Origin of the sequence: Brevibacillus sp. HB1.1 (assembly GCF_013332445.1) — a bacterium.
Taxonomy (GTDB): Bacteria; Bacillota; Bacilli; order Brevibacillales; family Brevibacillaceae; genus Brevibacillus; species Brevibacillus porteri.
This window is the reverse complement of record NZ_JABMIV010000009.1, coordinates 250,628-269,228: the sequence shown is the minus strand read 5'-3', so window position 1 is coordinate 269,228 and position 18,601 is coordinate 250,628. Positions and strand designations below refer to the sequence as shown.

Genomic DNA, 18,601 nt, shown 5'->3' with positions numbered 1-18,601 from the left:
AGTAGGACTTTCGGTTCTCCTTTAATAAAATAGGGGGATGACATGGTCAGAAAAATCAGCAGAATGCTCCTTTTGATGACGGCCATCGCCGTAAGTAGTTTCTTTCCGAGCCATATTTCTGCAAACGAATGGAAAAAACCAACAGAATCGGAGAATGTTAACCACCTGAATGGCGCGATTCACCAAAAACAAGAATTTCGATTCCCAGATGGTGTCACGTATTGGGCCCATAAAATGACAGGTCAGCGCAATATGATGCCCTACGTTTTCACCATTCCGATTCAGGGTAACAGTCAGAACATGATGTTCCGCTATCGAGCCTATGATGAGTCGAAGAAACCGTATTGGAAGGTCGTCACGCTTGATCAAGTCCAGACTCTTCCGCTTGCCTCTGGTTTTGTAGAGACAGAGGGCAGGTATATTTGGTTAGGCAAGCCCATTACCTACGTGGATAAAGGCAGAGCCACGATTGAAGAAAAGCCGGCATTGGCGCTACCAGTTGAAGTAAAACAGACGTCTTCTGGTGTCGAGCTTGTGATCAAGCTGCCGATGAAAGCTGGCTTTATCAGCGAAATGTGGGCGCTCGATTCGAGAGATCCACTCGTTCCTTGGGGAGAACAATCGATTGACAGCGTCTGGCTTAACTTGGACGTTACGGAAAAGGCAAAATGGCTGTACGATGGGTATTACTATCAAAGCCCTTCCACGTACGAGCCGACTTCGGAGTCCTCCTTTTGGCGAATTCCTGAAAATTATGTCCTTCGCTCCTTTTTATATACAGGTGGAAGCAAGGCTGCCCGGGATATGGGCTATGTAATGTTGAAAGCGAGCCTGAAGCAGCAGGAGCCTCAGGGATACTGGAAGACACAGCCGCGCTCCTTGTGGTTAAGCGGTGATTACGGGATACCAGAGGGCTTTTACGATACGAGATTCAACACAGGAGCGGCCGATCTGATGCTGCGGGGCTGTGATCAGTACCAAGAAACAGACTTTTGCCAATCGGCGAAAAAATATGCTTCTTACTTTCACAATCACGCAGCCACGAACCGTTTTGTCGTCGCTGGTGTACAGCAAGGGTGGCTGGTTTCTGACTACGCAACAGCAACGAATCCAATGATTCAGACACATGTTTCTTTGAATCATCAGTTGGCCGAAATCAATTTTCTCTACAAAAGCTACCTGCAATTCGGGGACCAGACGGACAGAGACTTAGCAGACATCATGCTCTACGGTGTCGTAAACCTCGGATCGCAGTGGATTCTCGGGAATGGCGATTTGCATTACGCTTATTTTCCGGACGGGACATTCGGCAGACCAGACTATCCGTTCTTGACCTACAATGACTTGGTCGAAACCCAACGTCTGTACCGTCAACTGCATGGAATGGATGAGATGACGCTTGCGATGTTGATTGATAGTAAATTGATGTGGATGCAACTGAATAATATTCAGTACCGTTAAGTAAAAAAGGCGGTAGTCTATATTGAATGTGACCCGTACGATCACTTTATAAAGTAGTGATCGTACGGGTCTTTTTGTTTACGTGTGGAGCTGTATTTTTACATTTTGTTGACAAGAAAACATCGGGAATGTGTAATGATGGTGGAGGTGTAAGGAAATGGCATATTCTATCCTAATCGCTGAAGATGATCCATCCATATCCGAGCTAATCAAAATGACATTAGGCGCCTCGGGCTATGTCTGTAAAGTTTCATCCGACGGTAACACGGCGTTGAACGAACTCGAAGAAAAGGAGTATCACTTGGCGCTCCTTGACATCATGCTGCCTGGAGTTGACGGGTTCTCACTGTTGGAATCCTTTAAGAAAAAGAATATCCCGGTCATTTTTGTTACAGCCAAGACAAGTGTTATGGACAAAGTACAAGGTTTGCGTCTTGGTGCTGAGGATTATATTACAAAACCTTTTGATTTGCTGGAGTTGTTGGCACGAGTGGAAGTCGCTCTGAGAAGAAGTCATCAGGTTGTATTGGAAACATTGACCGTAGGCGATGTGACAGTGGATTACCATAGCCGCAAAGTGTACAAAAATAATCAGCTCGTCACGTTAACCCCGAAGGAATATGAGTTGCTTGAGTTTTTGGTGCATAATCCGAATATTGCTTTTTCTCGTGAAAGTTTACTGAATCAGGTCTGGGGTTATGACTTTTATGGCAGCACCCGAACAATTGATACACATGTCTTGAATCTGCGAACAAAACTAGGTTTGTCCGATCATATTCATACTGTGCACAAAATTGGTTATCGAATGGAGTTGTAAGATGCGTGAGAGGATGAAGAAAACGCCTCTGTGGATGCGAATCTATCTCATGGTGTTTGGATTGGTGACAGTGGTCATCGTCTTTGTTTCCTACCGGATCATCGAGGTTTCCATTGAGTACAATCTTCAAAGGGAAATCAGCAGTTCTCTTGAGAACCATAGCATGATCGGGAACTCACTGAAAATGTATGAAAGTACGATTGATGATTACTATCCGACGTTGCTGAAAGACATTTTAACGAAATCTTTTCAAAATTATGGTCAGTATTTTACTGATCAGAGAAGCCATCTTGCCATAACGGGTGAATCTGGTGAAAAGCATTTTAGCAGTATATCGAATGAAGAAGAGAAGGTAATGAGTCTTGTCCCACCCAAAGATGGGAGAAGAAGCTATGTGATTCGAAACATAGATGCGCGCACCGTACTGTTTGTTTCCAGCTGGATGGAAATGGATGACCAACTGCTTCGATTGGATTACGCCCATGACATAACGAGTCTGATCGATGACCAGAAGTCACTCTCCTTACAGATCTCTTCTTGGGTATTGGTTGGTTTGACGGTCTTTGCGGTTGGCTTGTTTGTCCTGATCAGACAAGCCTTGCGTCCACTCGGCATGTTAAGCCAACAGGCTCAAGGGATTGCAAAAGGAAGCTATCAGCATCGCATAACGGTTCAGCATGCCGATGAGATTGGCCAGCTCGCGGTTGACTTCAATTATATGGCGGAGGCGATCCAATCCAACATGGAGCTTCTGCAGAGGGGTGTAACGGAAAGAGAGGCATTTATCGTAAGTCTGGCCCATGAATTCAAAACGCCGCTTACATCCATCATGGGCTATGCCAGCTTGCTTCAGAATTATGACCTGGAAGAAAAAGACGTCGAGCAGGCTCTGCGTTTCATTCAAGCGGAAAGCAAGCGGCTTGACGGTATGTCCAAAAAGCTGTTGGAGCTTTTTCGCCTTGGAAATGGGGAGCCACCCAACAAACGGCAAGTCGATGTTTCTTCCCTCATACAGCAGTTGAAAATCATTTCCCAGTTTACGTTGGACAGAAGGGGGCAAACGCTGGAAGTAGCGTATTCTGTCTCTACCGTAACTGTCGATCCGGAGCTTTATTTGGTGTTGTTAAGCAATTTGGTGGAAAATGCTTCCAAAGCGTCTGAAAACGATACAGTCATAAGACTTGCTGTTTATGCAGAAGACTCTTTTGTTGTTTTTTGCGTGGAAGACCAAGGTTGTGGGGTGCCGGAAGAGCATTTGGCGAATGTATTTCAACCATTTTTTATGCTGGATAGTTCGAGGGATCGAAAAAAGAACGGACACGGTTTAGGGCTGTCTCTGTGCAAAGCGATTGCCACGGCACACCATGGAAGTATTTATATGAAAAGCCGATTAAACGGGGGAACATCGGTTTACACAAAGGTTCCAGTACAAACTTCGACGTAACGGTGGAGGCATCTATTGCGGAATTTCAAGAAAATAAAGATAAAGTCCCATGGCTTCATGCTTAGTCTTGTTGTTATCGGCATACTAGGTGTGGCGGCCTTCTTTTCTCCGGCTGCTTTCGGCCCGGCTGTTCTGGATAGCAAAAAGGATGTCATCATAACGGAAGCTTCTCCACCAGCAAACGTGGAAAACGAAGAAACCACTCTGAAGCAAAATGATGAGAAGAATAAAAACTTCTTTGATCCGTTGACAAAGGAACAGGCGGCTCCCTTTATTCGGATAGCAAGAGAAGCGTTCGTAGCGCAAGGCATGGCCCCCCCTGAAACTGGTTATTGGATCAGCAGCACTGTGACGAAAGGTAGAAATGATGTTGAAATATCCTGGTATCCCAATGGCGTTGTTTTTGGCCAAGAGACTAAGATCAAGGAAAAGGTTTACTACGCATTGTTTTACAACGCTGATGTGGACAAAGGCGTAGGGAAAATGGTTGAACTTGGGGTAGTTTGGAATTACGGTGAATCTAATTGGTATGGCGAAAACGTAGAATAAGAAGCAGAGAGTGTAAGGAGATAGAATTGTGGAAAAACTGACACAAACAAAAATAAAGATGGGATTATGGCTAAGTATTGGAGTGTTGAGCGTGTTAGCCCTCGCTTTGAGCTACTCCCCGACGACATTTGGCTTGGCTGAAATCAATAAAAACAAAGATGTTATCCAAACGGAAACAACAGCGTCAAGCGCTTTTCAACCGAAAGAGGATGAAGAGCAGCAGGAAAAGAAGAAAAACGATAATCCGAAACCCAAAGAAAGTTCAGTGAGTTTAAGTCTTAATGACTTTAGTAAAGAACAGCGAGAGCCCTTCGTCAAGTTGGCAACTGATGCATTTATCGCCAATCATATCGACCTACCTGATAATAATTACGAGCTTGATATTTTCGGTGACATAAGCGAGGAAACAACGACCGCTGAGATATGGTGGCATCCAAAAGTAAAGGCAGGAGCCGAACGACCTTTCAAAGGACTTCAGGAAAGCTATTTTGTCAATTTGACTGATGTGGATTTTAAAAAAGGGACAGGCACAATTAAAGAGATCGAGATTTGTATACGCAGGGACATCGCATCGTTCAAACCAAATACGATGTTCGCCCCATATATTGACCAAGCAAAAAAAGTTTGGAAAGACAAGAATATCAAAATTCCGCAAAGTGGCTACGATCTGGCAGGATGCTTGCTCATAAAGCCCATTACGGAGAAAGAGACGATAGCGCTTGTCGATCTTTACTGGTACCCAATATATACGAGAAGCAATAATGTTTATCAAGCTGTTCATGACAAGCTTTATTACGTGCAATTTTCAGATGTTGATTTAAAAAAAGGAACAGGTACAGTTGAGAACGTAGAAACAGACGAAGAAGAAACGAGAATCGTGCAAGAAAAAGCACCAGAGCCGATTATCAGGCGTGTAAAACTGACACCATCACAGGTAGCCCCTTATATCCAGATGGCAAAAGACGCTTTTCAAGCGAAGCAGGTAAAACTTCCTGAAAGTGGCTATTGGATTAGCAGCACGATTTCGTACTACGATGATCAACCGAAACGACCACCAGAGGTGGATATACGCTGGTATCCCGACGGCGTTGCTGAAGGGACTGATCATGCTTCTATAAAGGATAGGGTTTATATTGCTTCGTTTGATGACGTTGATTTGGACAAAGGAATAGGTGAATTAATGCACCTTGAAGTTAGGAGAAAAGATCCTTCGTAACAAGCTCCTCCTAGCATGTGGACGAAGAACATGGGGAGTCGCGTATAGCGGCTCTTTTGTTTTGACAAAACCTTGACAACCTCCCGATTAAACCATGACAATCAGCAGCTATTCTATGGATGACGAGTAGAAACACTCGATCCAAAGTAAAAACCTTGGAGGTAGTACGATGAAAAAGTCCAAAACGAAAAAAACGGCTGCATGGTTAAATCGCTCTGTTATGAGCGCATTGACAGTGACAGCCATGTTCTCCCCTGTAGCTGCCAGCGCCGCACTCAACGATACGAAGGATAACGTTGCAGCCGAGGCAACAGAGGAGGAATTTGATCTCTTGAAATTGACAGATCAACAGGCGGCTCCGTTTCTTGCAAAAGCAAAAGAAGCATTTCAAGCGAAAAACATTTCTCTCCCAGAAAGTGGTTACAAGGCTCGGAATTATGGTAGCAAAAAGGACAATACCTTGACTGTCGTATGGCGATCTGAAACCAACGTGAAGGACAAGGCGTATGTCGCCGAATTTGAGGGTATCGATGTAGAGAAAGGAACAGCGACTCTCAAAACGGTAAATGTCATTAATCGTCCAGGTTCCTTCGAAGAGGAGCTGACAGAAAAACATGCTGCTCCGTTTATTGAACAAGCAAAAGAGGCTTTGAAAGCAAAAAATATAGCTCTGCCAGCGAGGGGGTACAAGATGTCAAGCAGCAGCCGTACTTATGACGATGTGCTGGAAAGTGTTCAAATTACCTGGCGTCCTGAGGCGGGGCAAAAGGGAGGAAAGTATTACTCCGTGCGATTTGCAGATGTCGATTTGGAGAAAGGGACGGGGAATATCGATGATGTCTATGTAGACAATTACGATGAGCTCATTGCTTTGGAAGAGGAGGATGAAAAGGAGGCCAAGCAACAAAAAAAGGATTCCTGGAAATTGACAGATCAACAGGCTGCTCCGTTTATTACAAAAGCAAAAGAGGCTTTGAAAGCAGAGAAGATTGAGCTGCCAAAAAATGGATATGAAGTGATGCATTTCGGGAGCAAGAAAGACAAAACCTTAATGGTTCTATGGAGAGATAAAGAGCAATCGAAAGGCTATGTTGTCAACTTTATCGATGTCGATGTCGAGAAAGGGACAGCGACAGTGCAAAATGCAAAAGTGATCAATGAGCTTGGTGTCGTTATGGGACCTCTTCCGCAAGAAAAAGCAGCCCCTTTTATCGAAAAAGCAAAAGAGGCTATGAAAGCGAAGAATTTTACCCCATCGGAAAGTGCTTATAAAATTTCCGCTACGGGTGTGACAGTGGACGATGTATTGCAATTCATTGACGTATACTGGTATCCAAATGGAAATCCGTCGGCGAAATATAAGGTGCACTTTACCGACGTCAATTTGGAGAATGGAACAGGCACAGTCGAAGATGTCATTGAATATAAGCACTAATGGGAGCATCACTAAAATGATCAAGTAGGAGTCGCGTATGCGGCTCTTTTTTTATTTCCGCAAAGCAAACAAGGTCAAAAAGCTGACAGCCTCCCGCAGCTCTACGCTTAAGCGACCTGCGATATCTGGCGTAATTCCATCTTTGTATACCGGTTCTTCACCCAACAGTGTGAAGCCATTTTCGCTCGCCAACTGCTTGGCTTCCCAAGGCATCATCGTATTTTGGATGGTTGCCTCTTCATAGAGTCTGCGATAGCTATGAGCTCGTGGGCCAGCTGTAGGACCGAGGATACCCAAGACGAGAATTCCTCCGGGAGCGAGCACGCGGTGAAGCTCCTTGAGTGCCTGGAGCGGAGATGGGGTGAATTCCACTACGTTAATCGAGAGCACACCGGCGAATGAATCATTGGCAAAAGGAAGCTCACTGATGTCTCCTGTCTGAAAATGAACAGAGCCTGGGAAGGAAATGACCCGGTCATGAGCGAGACGAATCATTTCCCCGGCAATGTCGATGCCCTCCACCTGATAGCCATGCTCTGCAAGCTTGCAACTCGCATAGCCGTCACCACAGCCTGCATCGAGAACAGGTCCCGATCCGACAGGTACATGCTTCATAAAAAAGGGGAGGATGGTGCTGCGGCTGCCTTTTTCCCACATGTGCTCACTTCGTTTTCGCCAGTCTTCTGCAAATTGATCCCATTGCTTGGCGGCTTGTTCCGTCCATTGGCTCATCATTGTTCACGCCTTTCTCATTGAATGAACGATACCATTATGAAGAAAAACTCCGGTCTAGGCGGCCGGAGCTTTTCAGGGAAGTTGTTTTACGTCAAACGCTCATGAGGTTGTTTGGGGATATGTGAGACCAAGTCAGCAATTTTTTTACTCTTCAGCGTCTGCATCATTTGCTGCTCAGCGTCTGCCACAACCTGTTGAATCAGACAGGCACTATCATGATGGAAGCTGCATTCAAATAAGGAGGTTGTCCCTTCAATGGCTTGGATAACATCCAGAAACGATATATCATCCTGGTTGCGTTTGAGCTTGTATCCGCCATTTGCGCCAGAGACCGAGTGGATCAACCCAGCCTTAACCAGTTTCGTCAGCATTTTGGATAGGTACGTTTGTGAAACGCCTAGCTTCTCTGCCAAAAGCTGGACACTAACGGGTTTATCAGGCGTTTCTGCCACCAGATAGAGCATCGCATGGAGGGCATAGTCTGTTGCCTGTGAATACTTCATAAGACACCTCAATCATGGACTTAATACATCCATCATAAAGTGAATCGGAAGCATGAGCAAGGGGAAGAGTGATTCGTGCTATCATCTGCACTTTCGATGCCCATTTTAGGAAGGTGCAACTTGACACAAAAAATCTTTAAAGGATATTATGGGTACGATAAGTCTGTAAATAAGTTGTTTGAAATGATCCAAGTACAGCGAGTTATTTTTTTGTCTCTATTGAGGATATTACGGGTCTGTAATGGTCGTTTCGAAAAACTGTTCAACATAAAAAGGGGAGGAAAGTACAAATGAGCATTTGCCACACGACAGACACTACCTTTCAACATGATGTAAAAAGCGAAGGCTATACGCTCGTCAATTTTTGGGCACCTTGGTGCGGGCCATGCCGCTTTTTTGGGCCGATACTCGAATCGTTTGATGGGGAGCATAGCAGCGAAGTGAGAGTCCTAAAGGTCAATGTCGATGAACAAACGGAGATCGCTAATCAGTATGGCATAATGAGTTTGCCAACGACCATCTTGCTAAAAAACGGGGAATTGATCGACAAAGTCGTAGGAGCGGCGCCTCTACCGGAACTGAAACAATTTGTTTTCAAACATAGGTAATAGGAAAACGCAGCGAAAGCCATCGGTCAACTTGATCGGTGGCTTTTTGGTATCCAGTTGTTACTCGCATGCGTACTTTAATAAATGAAAGCGTTTGAGCGTTTTCGCGTTGTTCCGTGCTCTTGCACGAGGAAGCGCTTCCAATGTACTCTCAAGATAACGACAAAATAATCCCAATTAACAAAATAATGTCAATAATTGAAAAAGAAAGCGGAGGGGTAGGCAATGAGCAATACCGATTTTTTCCCGATTCAGGACTGGGACTACCTGGAGTTTTATACAGGGAACGCCAAGCAAGCGATGCACTATTTCACAAATGCGTTTGGATTTGAAGCAGTAGCCTATGCAGGCTTGGAGACAGGTTCTCGGGAAAAGGTTTCCTACGTCTTGAAGCAGAAGCATATGACGTTCGTGATCAGTGGTGCGCTTACGCCTGACAGCCCGATCGCGGAATTTGTGAAAAAGCATGGGGACGGAGTCAAAGACGTTGCCCTGCGTGTAGAGGATTGTGAGCAGGCTTACCGGGAGGCCGTTTCTCGCGGAGCCATTCCGATCATGGAACCGACTGAGTATACCGATGAATTCGGGACGGTCAAAAAAGCGATTATCGGTACGTACGGCGAAAACATTCACTCCTTTATCGAACGGAAAAATTACAACGGACCATTCTTCCCAGGCTTTAAAGCTTACCAATCACAAGTCAAAGGTGAGGGTACAGGTATCATCGGCATCGACCACATCGTTGGTAATGTTGAGGTCATGGATGAGTGGGTGGAATATTACCAAAAGGTCATGGGCTTTACAGCCGTACAAAATTTCAGTGAGGACGACATCTCGACGGAGTATTCTGCGCTCATGTCCAAAGTGATGCAAAGTGGAACGGGACGCATCAAGTTCCCGATCAATGAGCCAGCAGAAGGACGCCGCAAGTCGCAGATTCAGGAGTTTTTGGAGTTCTACAAAGGGCCAGGCGTTCAGCATATTGCCATCCTGACCAACGATATCATCGACACTGTATCGAAACTGCGTGATAACGGTGTGGATTTCCTCATGGTGCCAGATGCGTACTACGAAGATTTGAAAGAGCGTGTTGGGGAAATTGATGAAGATATCGAGGCGCTGAGAAAGCTGGGTGTCTTGGTCGATAGAGACGACGAAGGTTATCTCTTGCAGCTGTTCAGCAAGCCGATTGTAGACCGTCCGACGTTGTTCATCGAGATTATCCAGCGCAAAGGAGCACGCGGCTTCGGGAATGGCAACTTCAAGGCACTGTTCGAGGCGCTGGAGCGCGAACAGGAGCGCAGAGGTAACCTGTAATTTATTGATATAACGAGCATGACAAGACCATCTCAAGCTGAAAAAGCTAAAGGGATGGTCTTTTTCTATTTGCGAAGCAGAAAAAATAAAATCTCATGAACCATATGACCGCCTCTATCATCTATACTAGTAGGAACCAAATATTGTATGGTGTGGCACGAACCTATGTCGGGCGGGATGAGGATTGTGCCGATGTGGTGCAGGATACGGTGATGAAAGCATTCAGAGCCATCCGAACGCTGCGAGAGCCTGCTTATTTTAAAACATGGATGATCCAAATTCTCATAAACGAATGCAGACAATGGCAGCGAAAAAAGAAACGAAGTCCAACCGTAGAGCTGTCTCCGCTACAAATAGAGGAAAAATCGATACAGGCTTCCTACGAAGCTATTGAACTAACAGAGGCAGTATGGAAGCTGGAGCATGAGCTGCGCATCGTTGTTTGGCTTCACTATTACGAGGATTTGCCGATCAAGCAAGTCGCCTTGCGAGTAGGTGTCCCAGAAGGCACAGTGAAATCCCGGCTGCACCGGGCTCGTGTGCTGCTTGCAGAAGAGCTGGAATCCTCCCAGGAAAGGAACGTGGACGATGACCCGACTTTCGTGCGGAAGCTGAGTCTGGATGACTTCGCTCCGCTATTAGCCGCATAAGTACACAGATGACCAAAAAAGAGAGAAAGGGCAGAAATTGCGATGATTCGTCGATTGGAACCAAAGGATTATGCAAAAATCAAGACGTTGCTATCACCTGATAACGTAAACGATTTGACCATCCATGCGATTATCAATGGGACAAATCGAGGAGCGATTTACGTAGATGATGTGGAGCAGCCCCGGACAGCATTGGTCGATCAAACCGGCGTGATCAGTATCTTCGTAGGGGATGCTGCCAATGAAGCGTTCACAGTGGATCTGGGTACCTTTATTGAGGGAGAATTGCGCAGATATACGACTGAATCGTGCGGGGGCACTCATTTTCTGGCAGTTGTGCCTGATGAAGCGTGGGAGGAGGCAGTGACCAAAGCGATCTCGCATCGAGAGATAGAAACGGATTGGGAGTATTACTACCAGTTCAATCCCGAGCAATTCCAAGCGCGAAAGATCAGCTACCGTCCTCTTCCTGAAGGATACAGTTTGAAAAAAATTGACGCGGGTGTCATTGAAAACGACCCTGACAACATCTTGATAGAGGTTGTAGAAGAATTCTATCATTCGGTGGATGATTTTTTGCAGTGGGGTGTAGGATTCTGCGTATGTAAAGGAAATACGATTGTGAGTGCTTGCCTGTCTTGCTGTGTCCATGAGCGTGACCATGAAATTAGCGTGGAAACGTACGAGGAAGTCGACATGAACAAAGGCTTTGCTACGCTTGCTTGCGCGGCGTACCTAGAGCATTGCATGGAACATGGACTGACACCGCACTGGACCACTCTGGAAACCAACGAGGAATCGGTACGTCTGGGGACAAAGCTAGGATTTGAGCCTAAGGAAAAGTGTAAAATACTGGAGTTCGAATATTAAAACGATACGCGTATCTATGGGTTGTCGAAATCACTTCGGCAACCTTTTTTGCTAGGAAAGGAGGAGAATCTAAAGGGAAATACGATGTGATAAGTGAATATTTTGATTAGTTATAGAAACGAACAGGAATCATCGGGCAGCGATTGAGAGGGATCAACCAATGAATATGGCATTAATGGTTCCATTGACGGAGCGGACGGCTGTTTTGATCGTGGTGGCCTTGCTGTTTACACGTGTACGTGCATTCCGCAGCATATTGAACCAGCAAGCGACATGGCGAGAAAAAGCACTAATGGTCGTCATTTTTTCCGCTATTTCCATACTGGGTACATACAATGGCATCTGGTATCAGGATGCGATTGCGAATTCACGTGTGATCGGGACCGTTGTGGCAGGCTTGCTGGCTGGTCCTTGGGTAGGGCTAATGACGGGGCTGATTGCCGGGATACATCGCTATTCTTTGGGGGGCTTTACGGACTTGGCATGTGCCATCTCGACGATAAGCGAGGGCTTGTTTGCGGGATTAATCTATCAGTTCCGCCGTAACCGCAGCAAAAAAATCGGGTGGACGACAGCACTCGTTGTTGGTTTCTTGGCGGAGTGGCTGCAAATGGGAATTGTTTTGCTCATCGCACGTCCTTACGCTGACGCTTTGGCATTGGTGCAGGCCATTAGTGTGCCGATGTCTGTCGTCAACTCAGTCGGGATTGCTATTTTGATCATTATTATTGATTTGGCCAAAAAGGAAGAAGATCGGATTGGCGCGCTCCAAGCCCAGCGAACGCTGCAAGTAGCGGACAAAACGCTGTCTTACTTGCGTCAAGGACTGACGTACGATTCGGCTCAAAAGGTAGCGGAGGAAATATTGCGCACGACGCGTGTAGCAGCGGTAGCGATTACCGATACCCGCTCTGTGCTTGCGCATGTTGGCGCAGGCTCGTCCCATCACGTAGTGGGAGAAGGCATAACGACCAAAGCGACCCGTGAAGTTTTATCGACCAAAGAAGTGAAAATTGCGCAGACGAAGGAAGAGATTGGGTGCAGGGAGACGAATTGTTCCTTGCGCTATGCGATCCTTGTCCCCCTGATGCGAAGACGTGAAGTGGCGGGTGTACTCAAGCTGTATCAGGATCGCTCACGCAAATTGTCAGCAGTGGACTTGGAACTCGTACGCGGATTGGGGAACCTGATATCGAGTCAGCTCGAACTGGCTGAGCTGGAGAAGCAGTCCCGCCTGTTGGCAGATGCAGAAATCAGAGCCTTGCATGCGCAGATCAATCCGCATTTCTTGTTCAATGCGCTCAATACGATCGTTTCATTTATTCGCTTCCGTCCCGAACAGGCGCGCGAACTGTTGATTCATTTGGGGGAGTACTTCCGGCGAAATTTGCATGACTCTGGCGGATATGTCAGTCTGGCGCGTGAGTTAGAGCATATCGAAGCGTATCTGGCCATCGAACGTGCGAGGTTCGGAGACAAGCTCCATGTAGAGTACGACATCGAGGATGGCGTAGAGCGGTTTACCGTACCAGGACTGATTTTGCAGCCCCTGGTAGAAAATGCGGTCAAGCACGGGCTGTTGCCCAAGCGCGAAGGGGGAACCGTAGTGATTCGTGCACGGCGCAAAGAAAAGCAAATCGTCGAACTGACAGTGGCAGATAATGGAGTCGGAATGGAAGTGGACCCATTCAAGCCAGCTCTAGCTGAGAAGAGTGCAGGGCGGCAATTATCTGGGATCGGTCTTGCCAATGTAAAAAGCCGTCTCCAGTCGATCTACGGAGAACCGTATGGAATCGTGATCGAGAGCAAAAGCGGGAGCGGCACAACATGCACCATACAATTACCGATAGGGGTGAACGTCAGTGCTCAAAGTGTTCATCGTCGATGATGAGACGCCAGCCAGAGAAGAACTGCGGTATTTGCTGGAGCAGTTCTCGGAAGTGTCCGTAGTAGGAGAGGCGGGCAGCGGAGAAGAGGCGTTGGAAGCGGTTCTTCAGACTGAGCCGGATGCGGTTTTTTTGGACATCCATTTGCAGGACAGGGATGGCGTCGATGTGGGGCAGGAGCTTCTGGAATCCATGGTCAATCCACCTGTCATCATCTTTGCAAGTGCGTATGAATTTCATGCGGTTCGAGCATTTGAGGCGGAAGCCGTTGATTATATTGTCAAGCCGTTCAGCGAAATGCGTCTGGAAAAGACGATGAATCGGGTACGAAAAATGAGACGGAAAAGTGAGCCTGCATTGGACGCGTCACCACTGTTGGAGGAAAGGCTACAGTCTCTTCTGCAAAATGTGCTGGTCGATACTCAGCCGCATCGAGTCCCGGTGGAAAAAAACGGAAAGATCATGCTGATTGATCCAAACGAAATCGTCTATGCCACCTTGGAAGGAAGGTATGCGAGCATTTATACAGCTGGTGAGCAATATGCGACCACGTTTACGCTGCAGGAGCTGGAGAGCAGGCTGTCACGCCAGCAGTTTTTTCGGACGCATCGCGCTTTTATTGTCAATTTATCCAAAACGGCAGAGCTCGTTCCTTGGTTCAAAGGCTCGATTCATCTAGTCATGGAAGATCATCGCAAAACAGAAGTGCCTGTTAGCCGCAATGTCGTGAAGGAATTGAAGAAACGACTGGGGTTTTAAAGGAAACAGACCAATCCTGCGTCCCGTTTGGGAGGGGAGGATTGGTCTGTTTTTTTCGACTGCTTACATGGGATAGTGATCGTTTTTCTTACGCGTCACCATAATTCCGCCCAATACGATCAGGAGCAAGCCAAGGATGCCGCCTACTTGGGTGGACGCCAGATTCGCGATCAAAAACACGATGGCAATGACGGTGAGGATACCAATAGGGATCAAGAGAGCGGGTTTGCGATTGCCGAATATGTACAGCTCGGTAAGCCCAACGGCAGGACCAATGAGAAAAAAGGGCCACGTCGTGCTCATATCACCGCCAAAAAATAGCTGACTGAAAAAGAAGAGCGGAGCGTAGACGAGCAAGATCCCTCCTGGTACAAGTAATCCAGCTCGATTTGGCTGCGGATTCATAAAGAAGAAAATATGAAACCCGATTGCTGGAATGAGAAGAAAGACTGGCCATAGCAAATCTATCGCGAGCGGAATGTTCAGGTAGGTTGCCAGAACAAAAATCGCTCCGATTCCGATAATGATGTAACCCCCGATTCGTCGCATGTGCGTATTCTCCTTTTTGATTTCCATACCAATTTATGTATAACTTTAACATATTGTGGAGGAGTTTGGATCAGACTCGGGGCGGAGACTTTCTACGTCCCAAAATTGAACGCGCTTACACTCAAACGAGGATGGTGCAGCTTGTGCTTGTTTTTGTACGGTTCAGCCATTTTTTATGTTGGGATCTCGTCCGATGTGATACGTTTTTTTAAGGATTTATTGCCTGAATATTACATAAATAGAAGGGGGCGACTCGGATGAAAAAATGGCTTCTTTCCCTCCTGATCTGGGGCGGGATAGCCGCATTGGGTGCTGTCGGATTCGGAATGATAGCGCTCTGGCAAGGGGAATCTGTCAACTCGTTCTGGTTATTGACCGCTGCGTTCTGCACTTATGCTGTAGCTTATCGTTTTTACAGCAAATTCATTGCTCGTAAAATCATGTCGCTCAACGACAATCGCGCCACTCCGGCGGAAGTGAACAACGATGGCAAAGACTTTGTGCCAACGAACAAATGGGTGTTGTTCGGGCACCATTTTGCTGCGATTGCAGGTGCAGGCCCGCTTGTAGGTCCTACGCTGGCTGCGCAAATGGGATATTTGCCGGGAACGATCTGGATTATCGTCGGGGTTGTGATCGGTGGAGCGGTGCAGGACTTCATTATTTTGTTCGGATCGATGCGTCGCAACGGTAAATCTCTTGGTCAAATTGCCAAGGAAGAGATCGGTCCAGTAGGCGGAGCACTCGCGCTGATTGGTATCATTGCCATTATGATTATCCTGATTGCTGTTTTGGCGATGGTTGTTGTGAACGCTCTTGCAGAATCGCCGTGGGCTACCTTCACGATATTCATGACGCTACCCATTGCTATATTGATGGGATTGTATATGCGGTATATTCGACCTGGGCAGGTATTAGAGGGCTCGATCATCGGGCTGGCGTTGTTGTTCTTTTCCCTGTGGCTCGGTCAAATCGTAGCTGCATCGCCAACATGGGGACCAGCCTTCACTTTTTCCAAGGTACAGCTTGCTTGGATGATTATTGTGTACGGCTTCATTGCCTCAGTTTTGCCTGTGTGGCTACTCTTGGCACCGCGCGATTATCTCAGCTCATTCTTGAAGGTAGGGACGATTGCGGTATTGGCGGTGGGAATCGTGCTGACATTGCCGCCGTTGCAAATGCCAGCACTGACGAAGTTCATTGATGGAACTGGCCCTGTTTTCGCAGGAAATCTGTTCCCCTTCTTGTTTATTACCATCGCGTGCGGAGCCGTATCGGGATTCCATTCTCTCGTATCATCCGGAACGACGCCGAAGATGATCGCGAAGGAATCGCATGCGCCACTGATTGGTTACGGTGGAATGCTGATGGAGTCTGGCGTTGCGGTTATGGCGATGATTGCAGCGTGCGTGCTGACTCCTGGTGTCTATTTTGCGATCAACTCACCGGCCGCCGCAATTGGCGTGGATGCAGTCCAGGTTGCGACGACGATAACGGGCTGGGGCTATACCGTAACCCCTGACCAATTAACAACGCTTGCCAACGACATTCAGGAAAAGACGATCCTTTCCCGGACGGGCGGAGCGCCGTCACTGGCAATCGGGATGGCGACGATTTTCTCGGGTGTATTAGGTGGCAAGGCATTAATGGCATTCTGGTATCACTTTGCGATCTTGTTTGAGGCAGTCTTTATTTTGACGACGATCGATGCGGGAACGCGTGTCGGACGATTTATGGTACAAGACATGCTCGGAAACGTCATTCCGAAAATGAAGGAAGTCAACTGGCTGCCGGGTAATCTGATTGGTTCTGGGATCATTACCATCGGATGGGGATACTTCCTGCTCCAAGGTGTCATGGACCCGTTGGGAGGCATTTACACCCTGTGGCCGCTCTTTGGTATTGCCAACCAGATGCTCGCCGCGATTGCGTTTACGGTGGGAACGACGATTATTTTCAAAATGGGCAAAGCCGCCTACTCATGGATCACACTCGTACCGATGGCTTGGCTGACGACGGCTACGTTGACAGCGGGCTGGCAAAAGCTGTTCCATCCTGATCCAAAAATCGGGTTCCTCTCGCATGCAGAAGCATTCCAAAAGGCACTGGATGCCGATACGCTTCCAAAAGGGGTAAAAACGGTGGAAGCTGCACAAAAAATGATCTTCAACGACCAGATCGATGCTGTGGTATGTGCGATCTTCATGGTCATTACGATTGGGATCATTCTCGACGGAGCGCGGGTATGGATCAATATTCTCCGTGGCAAGCACTATCCGTTGCAGGAGTCGCCGTACATCAAGTCCAAAGGAAATGTATTTGACGGGAAAGGGCATCACGTAGCATGAGGCGCAAGCTAAGAGCCATGCGAAAGGCAATGCGCAAAGTGAGCTCGGCTATTAAAACGATTTTCGGAATGCCCGACTATGATCGCTATCTCGCCCATTGGTACGAGACGCATGGGGCGCCAGGTATCTTTCCGATGACAGAGCGTGAGTACTACATGTACGCCTTGACTGAACGCTTTGAAAAAGGCGGCGTAACGCGCTGCTGCTAAAGTAGTCATGTAAAAAAGGGTGTCTCCACAGTCAGATAATGACGAGGGAGACACCTTTTTTCAATCATTCGGGCGTTTTCAGGCGCATTCCTCATGGCTAACGTGTGGTGTAACAGCAGGTAAAGTATGGTACACTAAATAATATAGCATGGCCGTTTTTTAGCACGAGCTGTCTCATCATTTTTAAATAAAACGTCGAAGCCTCTCTTTCTAGGTGAAAGGGGCGTGCTTTGCGAAAAAATAAGTCAAGTTTTAGGTGGCGATACGTGTGCAAGCATCAACACTGGCGGCTCTCAAGGAGCTCGCTTTGCAATGCGCCCGTTCAGCGGGTGAGCTGAGTCTGAAGCGAATGAAGGAGCCTTTTACCGTCGAGTATAAAACATCAGCCTCCGATCTTGTTACAGCCGTAGATAAAGAAGTGGAGAATCACGTCATTCAGATGATTCTTGCACGCTTCCCTGATCACGGCATTCTTGGAGAAGAGAGTGCACATGCGGAGGATTACAAGCAGTATGACACGCTTTGGGTCATCGACCCGATTGATGGCACGACCAATTTTGTTCATCAGCAAATCAATTTTTCCGTTTCCATTGCCGTTTACCATAAAGGAGAGGGAATGGTCGGAGCGGTTTACGATCCTTCCAGAGACGAGTTATTTTATGCGGTAAAAGGGGAAGGGGCTTTTCTCAATGATCGTCCCTTGCAGGTGAATCGAGCAGTAAGCCTGGAACAAGCTTTGTTATGCACGAGTGTATTTTGGAACAAGCGTGCTGAGCAGATTGGCATCGACTTGATCGTGAAAAAGCTTGCTGGGAAGGTTCGCGGAATGCGCCTGCTAGGAAGCGCCGCTCTGGAGATGGCGTATGTGGCTGCGGGTAGACTGGATGGCTACGTCAGTATGCAGCTCAATGCGTGGGATTTCGGGGCAGCTCGCATTATTGTAGAGGAAGCGGGTGGCCGGGTGACGACCATGATGGGGACACCACTGCCGTACGACCAAAAAAGCAGCGTGATGGCTTGCAACCCGACTTTTTATGAGGAGCTGCAGCATTACTTGAAATCCGAACAGACGGATGTACCTTCACAAAATTAAATGTCACAAGAACCCGCTGGATATGCGCATCCAGTGGGTTTTCTTTTGCTATGCATATTGGGTTTTCGTTTGGACGTCGGTTGCATATGCTATAAAAGCATAGCCGGAAGACGAGCAGCGACTGTATTTGTTACGAAGTCGGCTTGTCCGAA

At 47.2% G+C, this 18,601-nt stretch carries 18 protein-coding genes; 15 read left to right on the top strand and 3 right to left on the bottom strand.

Annotation, left to right across the window (positions count from 1 at the left end; all coding sequences use genetic code 11):
• Positions 1-42 precede the first annotated feature (42 nt).
• From HPY27_RS22435 to HPY27_RS22410, 6 genes are all read left to right on the top strand, one after another.
• Positions 43-1,461: a hypothetical protein gene (locus tag HPY27_RS22435; RefSeq protein ID WP_017250643.1), complete on the top strand. Its 1,419-nt coding sequence runs from the start codon at positions 43-45 to the stop codon at positions 1,459-1,461.
• Between the two features lie 157 nt (positions 1,462-1,618).
• Positions 1,619-2,278 carry a response regulator transcription factor gene (locus HPY27_RS22430; protein ID WP_174225996.1) on the top strand — a complete coding sequence of 220 codons (660 nt, stop codon included), beginning with the start codon at positions 1,619-1,621 and terminating at the stop codon, positions 2,276-2,278.
• Between the two features lies 1 nt (position 2,279).
• The gene (locus HPY27_RS22425; protein WP_174225995.1) at positions 2,280-3,722 is read left to right on the top strand and encodes a sensor histidine kinase; all 1,443 of its coding nucleotides are present in this window, start codon (positions 2,280-2,282) and stop codon (positions 3,720-3,722) included.
• 15 nt (positions 3,723-3,737) lie between these two features.
• A complete protein-coding gene (locus tag HPY27_RS22420; protein WP_173623779.1) occupies positions 3,738-4,271 on the top strand; it encodes a hypothetical protein in 534 nt (177 codons plus the stop codon).
• 28 nt (positions 4,272-4,299) lie between these two features.
• Positions 4,300-5,487, top strand: coding sequence for a hypothetical protein (locus HPY27_RS22415; RefSeq protein ID WP_017250639.1), 1,188 nt, complete (start codon positions 4,300-4,302; stop codon positions 5,485-5,487).
• 169 nt (positions 5,488-5,656) lie between these two features.
• Positions 5,657-6,922: a hypothetical protein gene (locus HPY27_RS22410; protein WP_174225994.1), complete on the top strand. Its 1,266-nt coding sequence runs from the start codon at positions 5,657-5,659 to the stop codon at positions 6,920-6,922.
• A 51-nt stretch (positions 6,923-6,973) separates the two neighbouring features.
• On the opposite strand, the gene HPY27_RS22405 is transcribed toward HPY27_RS22410, so the two are convergent.
• Both HPY27_RS22405 and HPY27_RS22400 read right to left on the bottom strand, forming a co-directional pair.
• Positions 6,974-7,654: a class I SAM-dependent methyltransferase gene (locus HPY27_RS22405; RefSeq protein WP_174226012.1), complete on the bottom strand. Its 681-nt coding sequence runs from the start codon at positions 7,652-7,654 to the stop codon at positions 6,974-6,976.
• Between the two features lie 89 nt (positions 7,655-7,743).
• Positions 7,744-8,160 carry an RrF2 family transcriptional regulator gene (locus HPY27_RS22400; protein WP_174225993.1) on the bottom strand — a complete coding sequence of 139 codons (417 nt, stop codon included), beginning with the start codon at positions 8,158-8,160 and terminating at the stop codon, positions 7,744-7,746.
• Positions 8,161-8,450: 290 nt separating this feature from the next.
• Between HPY27_RS22400 and trxA the strand changes: the two genes are divergently transcribed.
• The 6 genes from trxA (at position 8,451) to HPY27_RS22370 (ending at position 14,250) form a co-directional block, all read left to right on the top strand.
• Complete coding sequence (trxA, locus tag HPY27_RS22395; protein ID WP_174225992.1) at positions 8,451-8,768, top strand: thioredoxin; 318 nt, start codon at positions 8,451-8,453, stop codon at positions 8,766-8,768.
• 225 nt (positions 8,769-8,993) lie between these two features.
• Entirely contained in the window at positions 8,994-10,085 is a 1,092-nt protein-coding gene (hppD, locus tag HPY27_RS22390; RefSeq protein ID WP_017250633.1) for a 4-hydroxyphenylpyruvate dioxygenase, read from the top strand.
• Between the two features lie 95 nt (positions 10,086-10,180).
• Complete coding sequence (locus HPY27_RS22385; protein ID WP_371736778.1) at positions 10,181-10,735, top strand: sigma-70 family RNA polymerase sigma factor; 555 nt, start codon at positions 10,181-10,183, stop codon at positions 10,733-10,735.
• Positions 10,736-10,777: 42 nt separating this feature from the next.
• Positions 10,778-11,605, top strand: a complete 828-nt coding sequence (locus HPY27_RS22380) for a GNAT family N-acetyltransferase (RefSeq protein ID WP_173623776.1) — start codon at positions 10,778-10,780, stop codon at positions 11,603-11,605.
• A 160-nt stretch (positions 11,606-11,765) separates the two neighbouring features.
• Positions 11,766-13,493, top strand: coding sequence for a sensor histidine kinase (locus tag HPY27_RS22375; protein WP_017250630.1), 1,728 nt, complete (start codon positions 11,766-11,768; stop codon positions 13,491-13,493).
• Complete coding sequence (locus HPY27_RS22370; RefSeq protein WP_174225991.1) at positions 13,468-14,250, top strand: LytR/AlgR family response regulator transcription factor; 783 nt, start codon at positions 13,468-13,470, stop codon at positions 14,248-14,250. The genes HPY27_RS22375 and HPY27_RS22370 overlap by 26 nt, the downstream gene beginning before the upstream one ends.
• 63 nt (positions 14,251-14,313) lie before the next feature.
• Here HPY27_RS22370 and HPY27_RS22365 read toward each other — a convergent pair whose 3' ends face one another.
• Positions 14,314-14,799, bottom strand: coding sequence for an LPXTG cell wall anchor domain-containing protein (locus HPY27_RS22365; protein WP_017250628.1), 486 nt, complete (start codon positions 14,797-14,799; stop codon positions 14,314-14,316).
• A gap of 257 nt (positions 14,800-15,056) precedes the next feature.
• Between HPY27_RS22365 and HPY27_RS22360 the strand changes: the two genes are divergently transcribed.
• The 3 genes from HPY27_RS22360 (at position 15,057) to HPY27_RS22350 (ending at position 18,449) form a co-directional block, all read left to right on the top strand.
• The gene (locus HPY27_RS22360) at positions 15,057-17,147 is read left to right on the top strand and encodes a carbon starvation CstA family protein (RefSeq protein ID WP_174225990.1); all 2,091 of its coding nucleotides are present in this window, start codon (positions 15,057-15,059) and stop codon (positions 17,145-17,147) included.
• Positions 17,144-17,356, top strand: coding sequence for a CstA-like transporter-associated (seleno)protein (locus HPY27_RS22355; RefSeq protein WP_017250626.1), 213 nt, complete (start codon positions 17,144-17,146; stop codon positions 17,354-17,356). The genes HPY27_RS22360 and HPY27_RS22355 overlap by 4 nt, the downstream gene beginning before the upstream one ends.
• Positions 17,357-17,624: 268 nt before the next feature.
• Positions 17,625-18,449: an inositol monophosphatase family protein gene (locus tag HPY27_RS22350; RefSeq protein ID WP_017250625.1), complete on the top strand. Its 825-nt coding sequence runs from the start codon at positions 17,625-17,627 to the stop codon at positions 18,447-18,449.
• Positions 18,450-18,601: the final 152 nt, after the last annotated feature.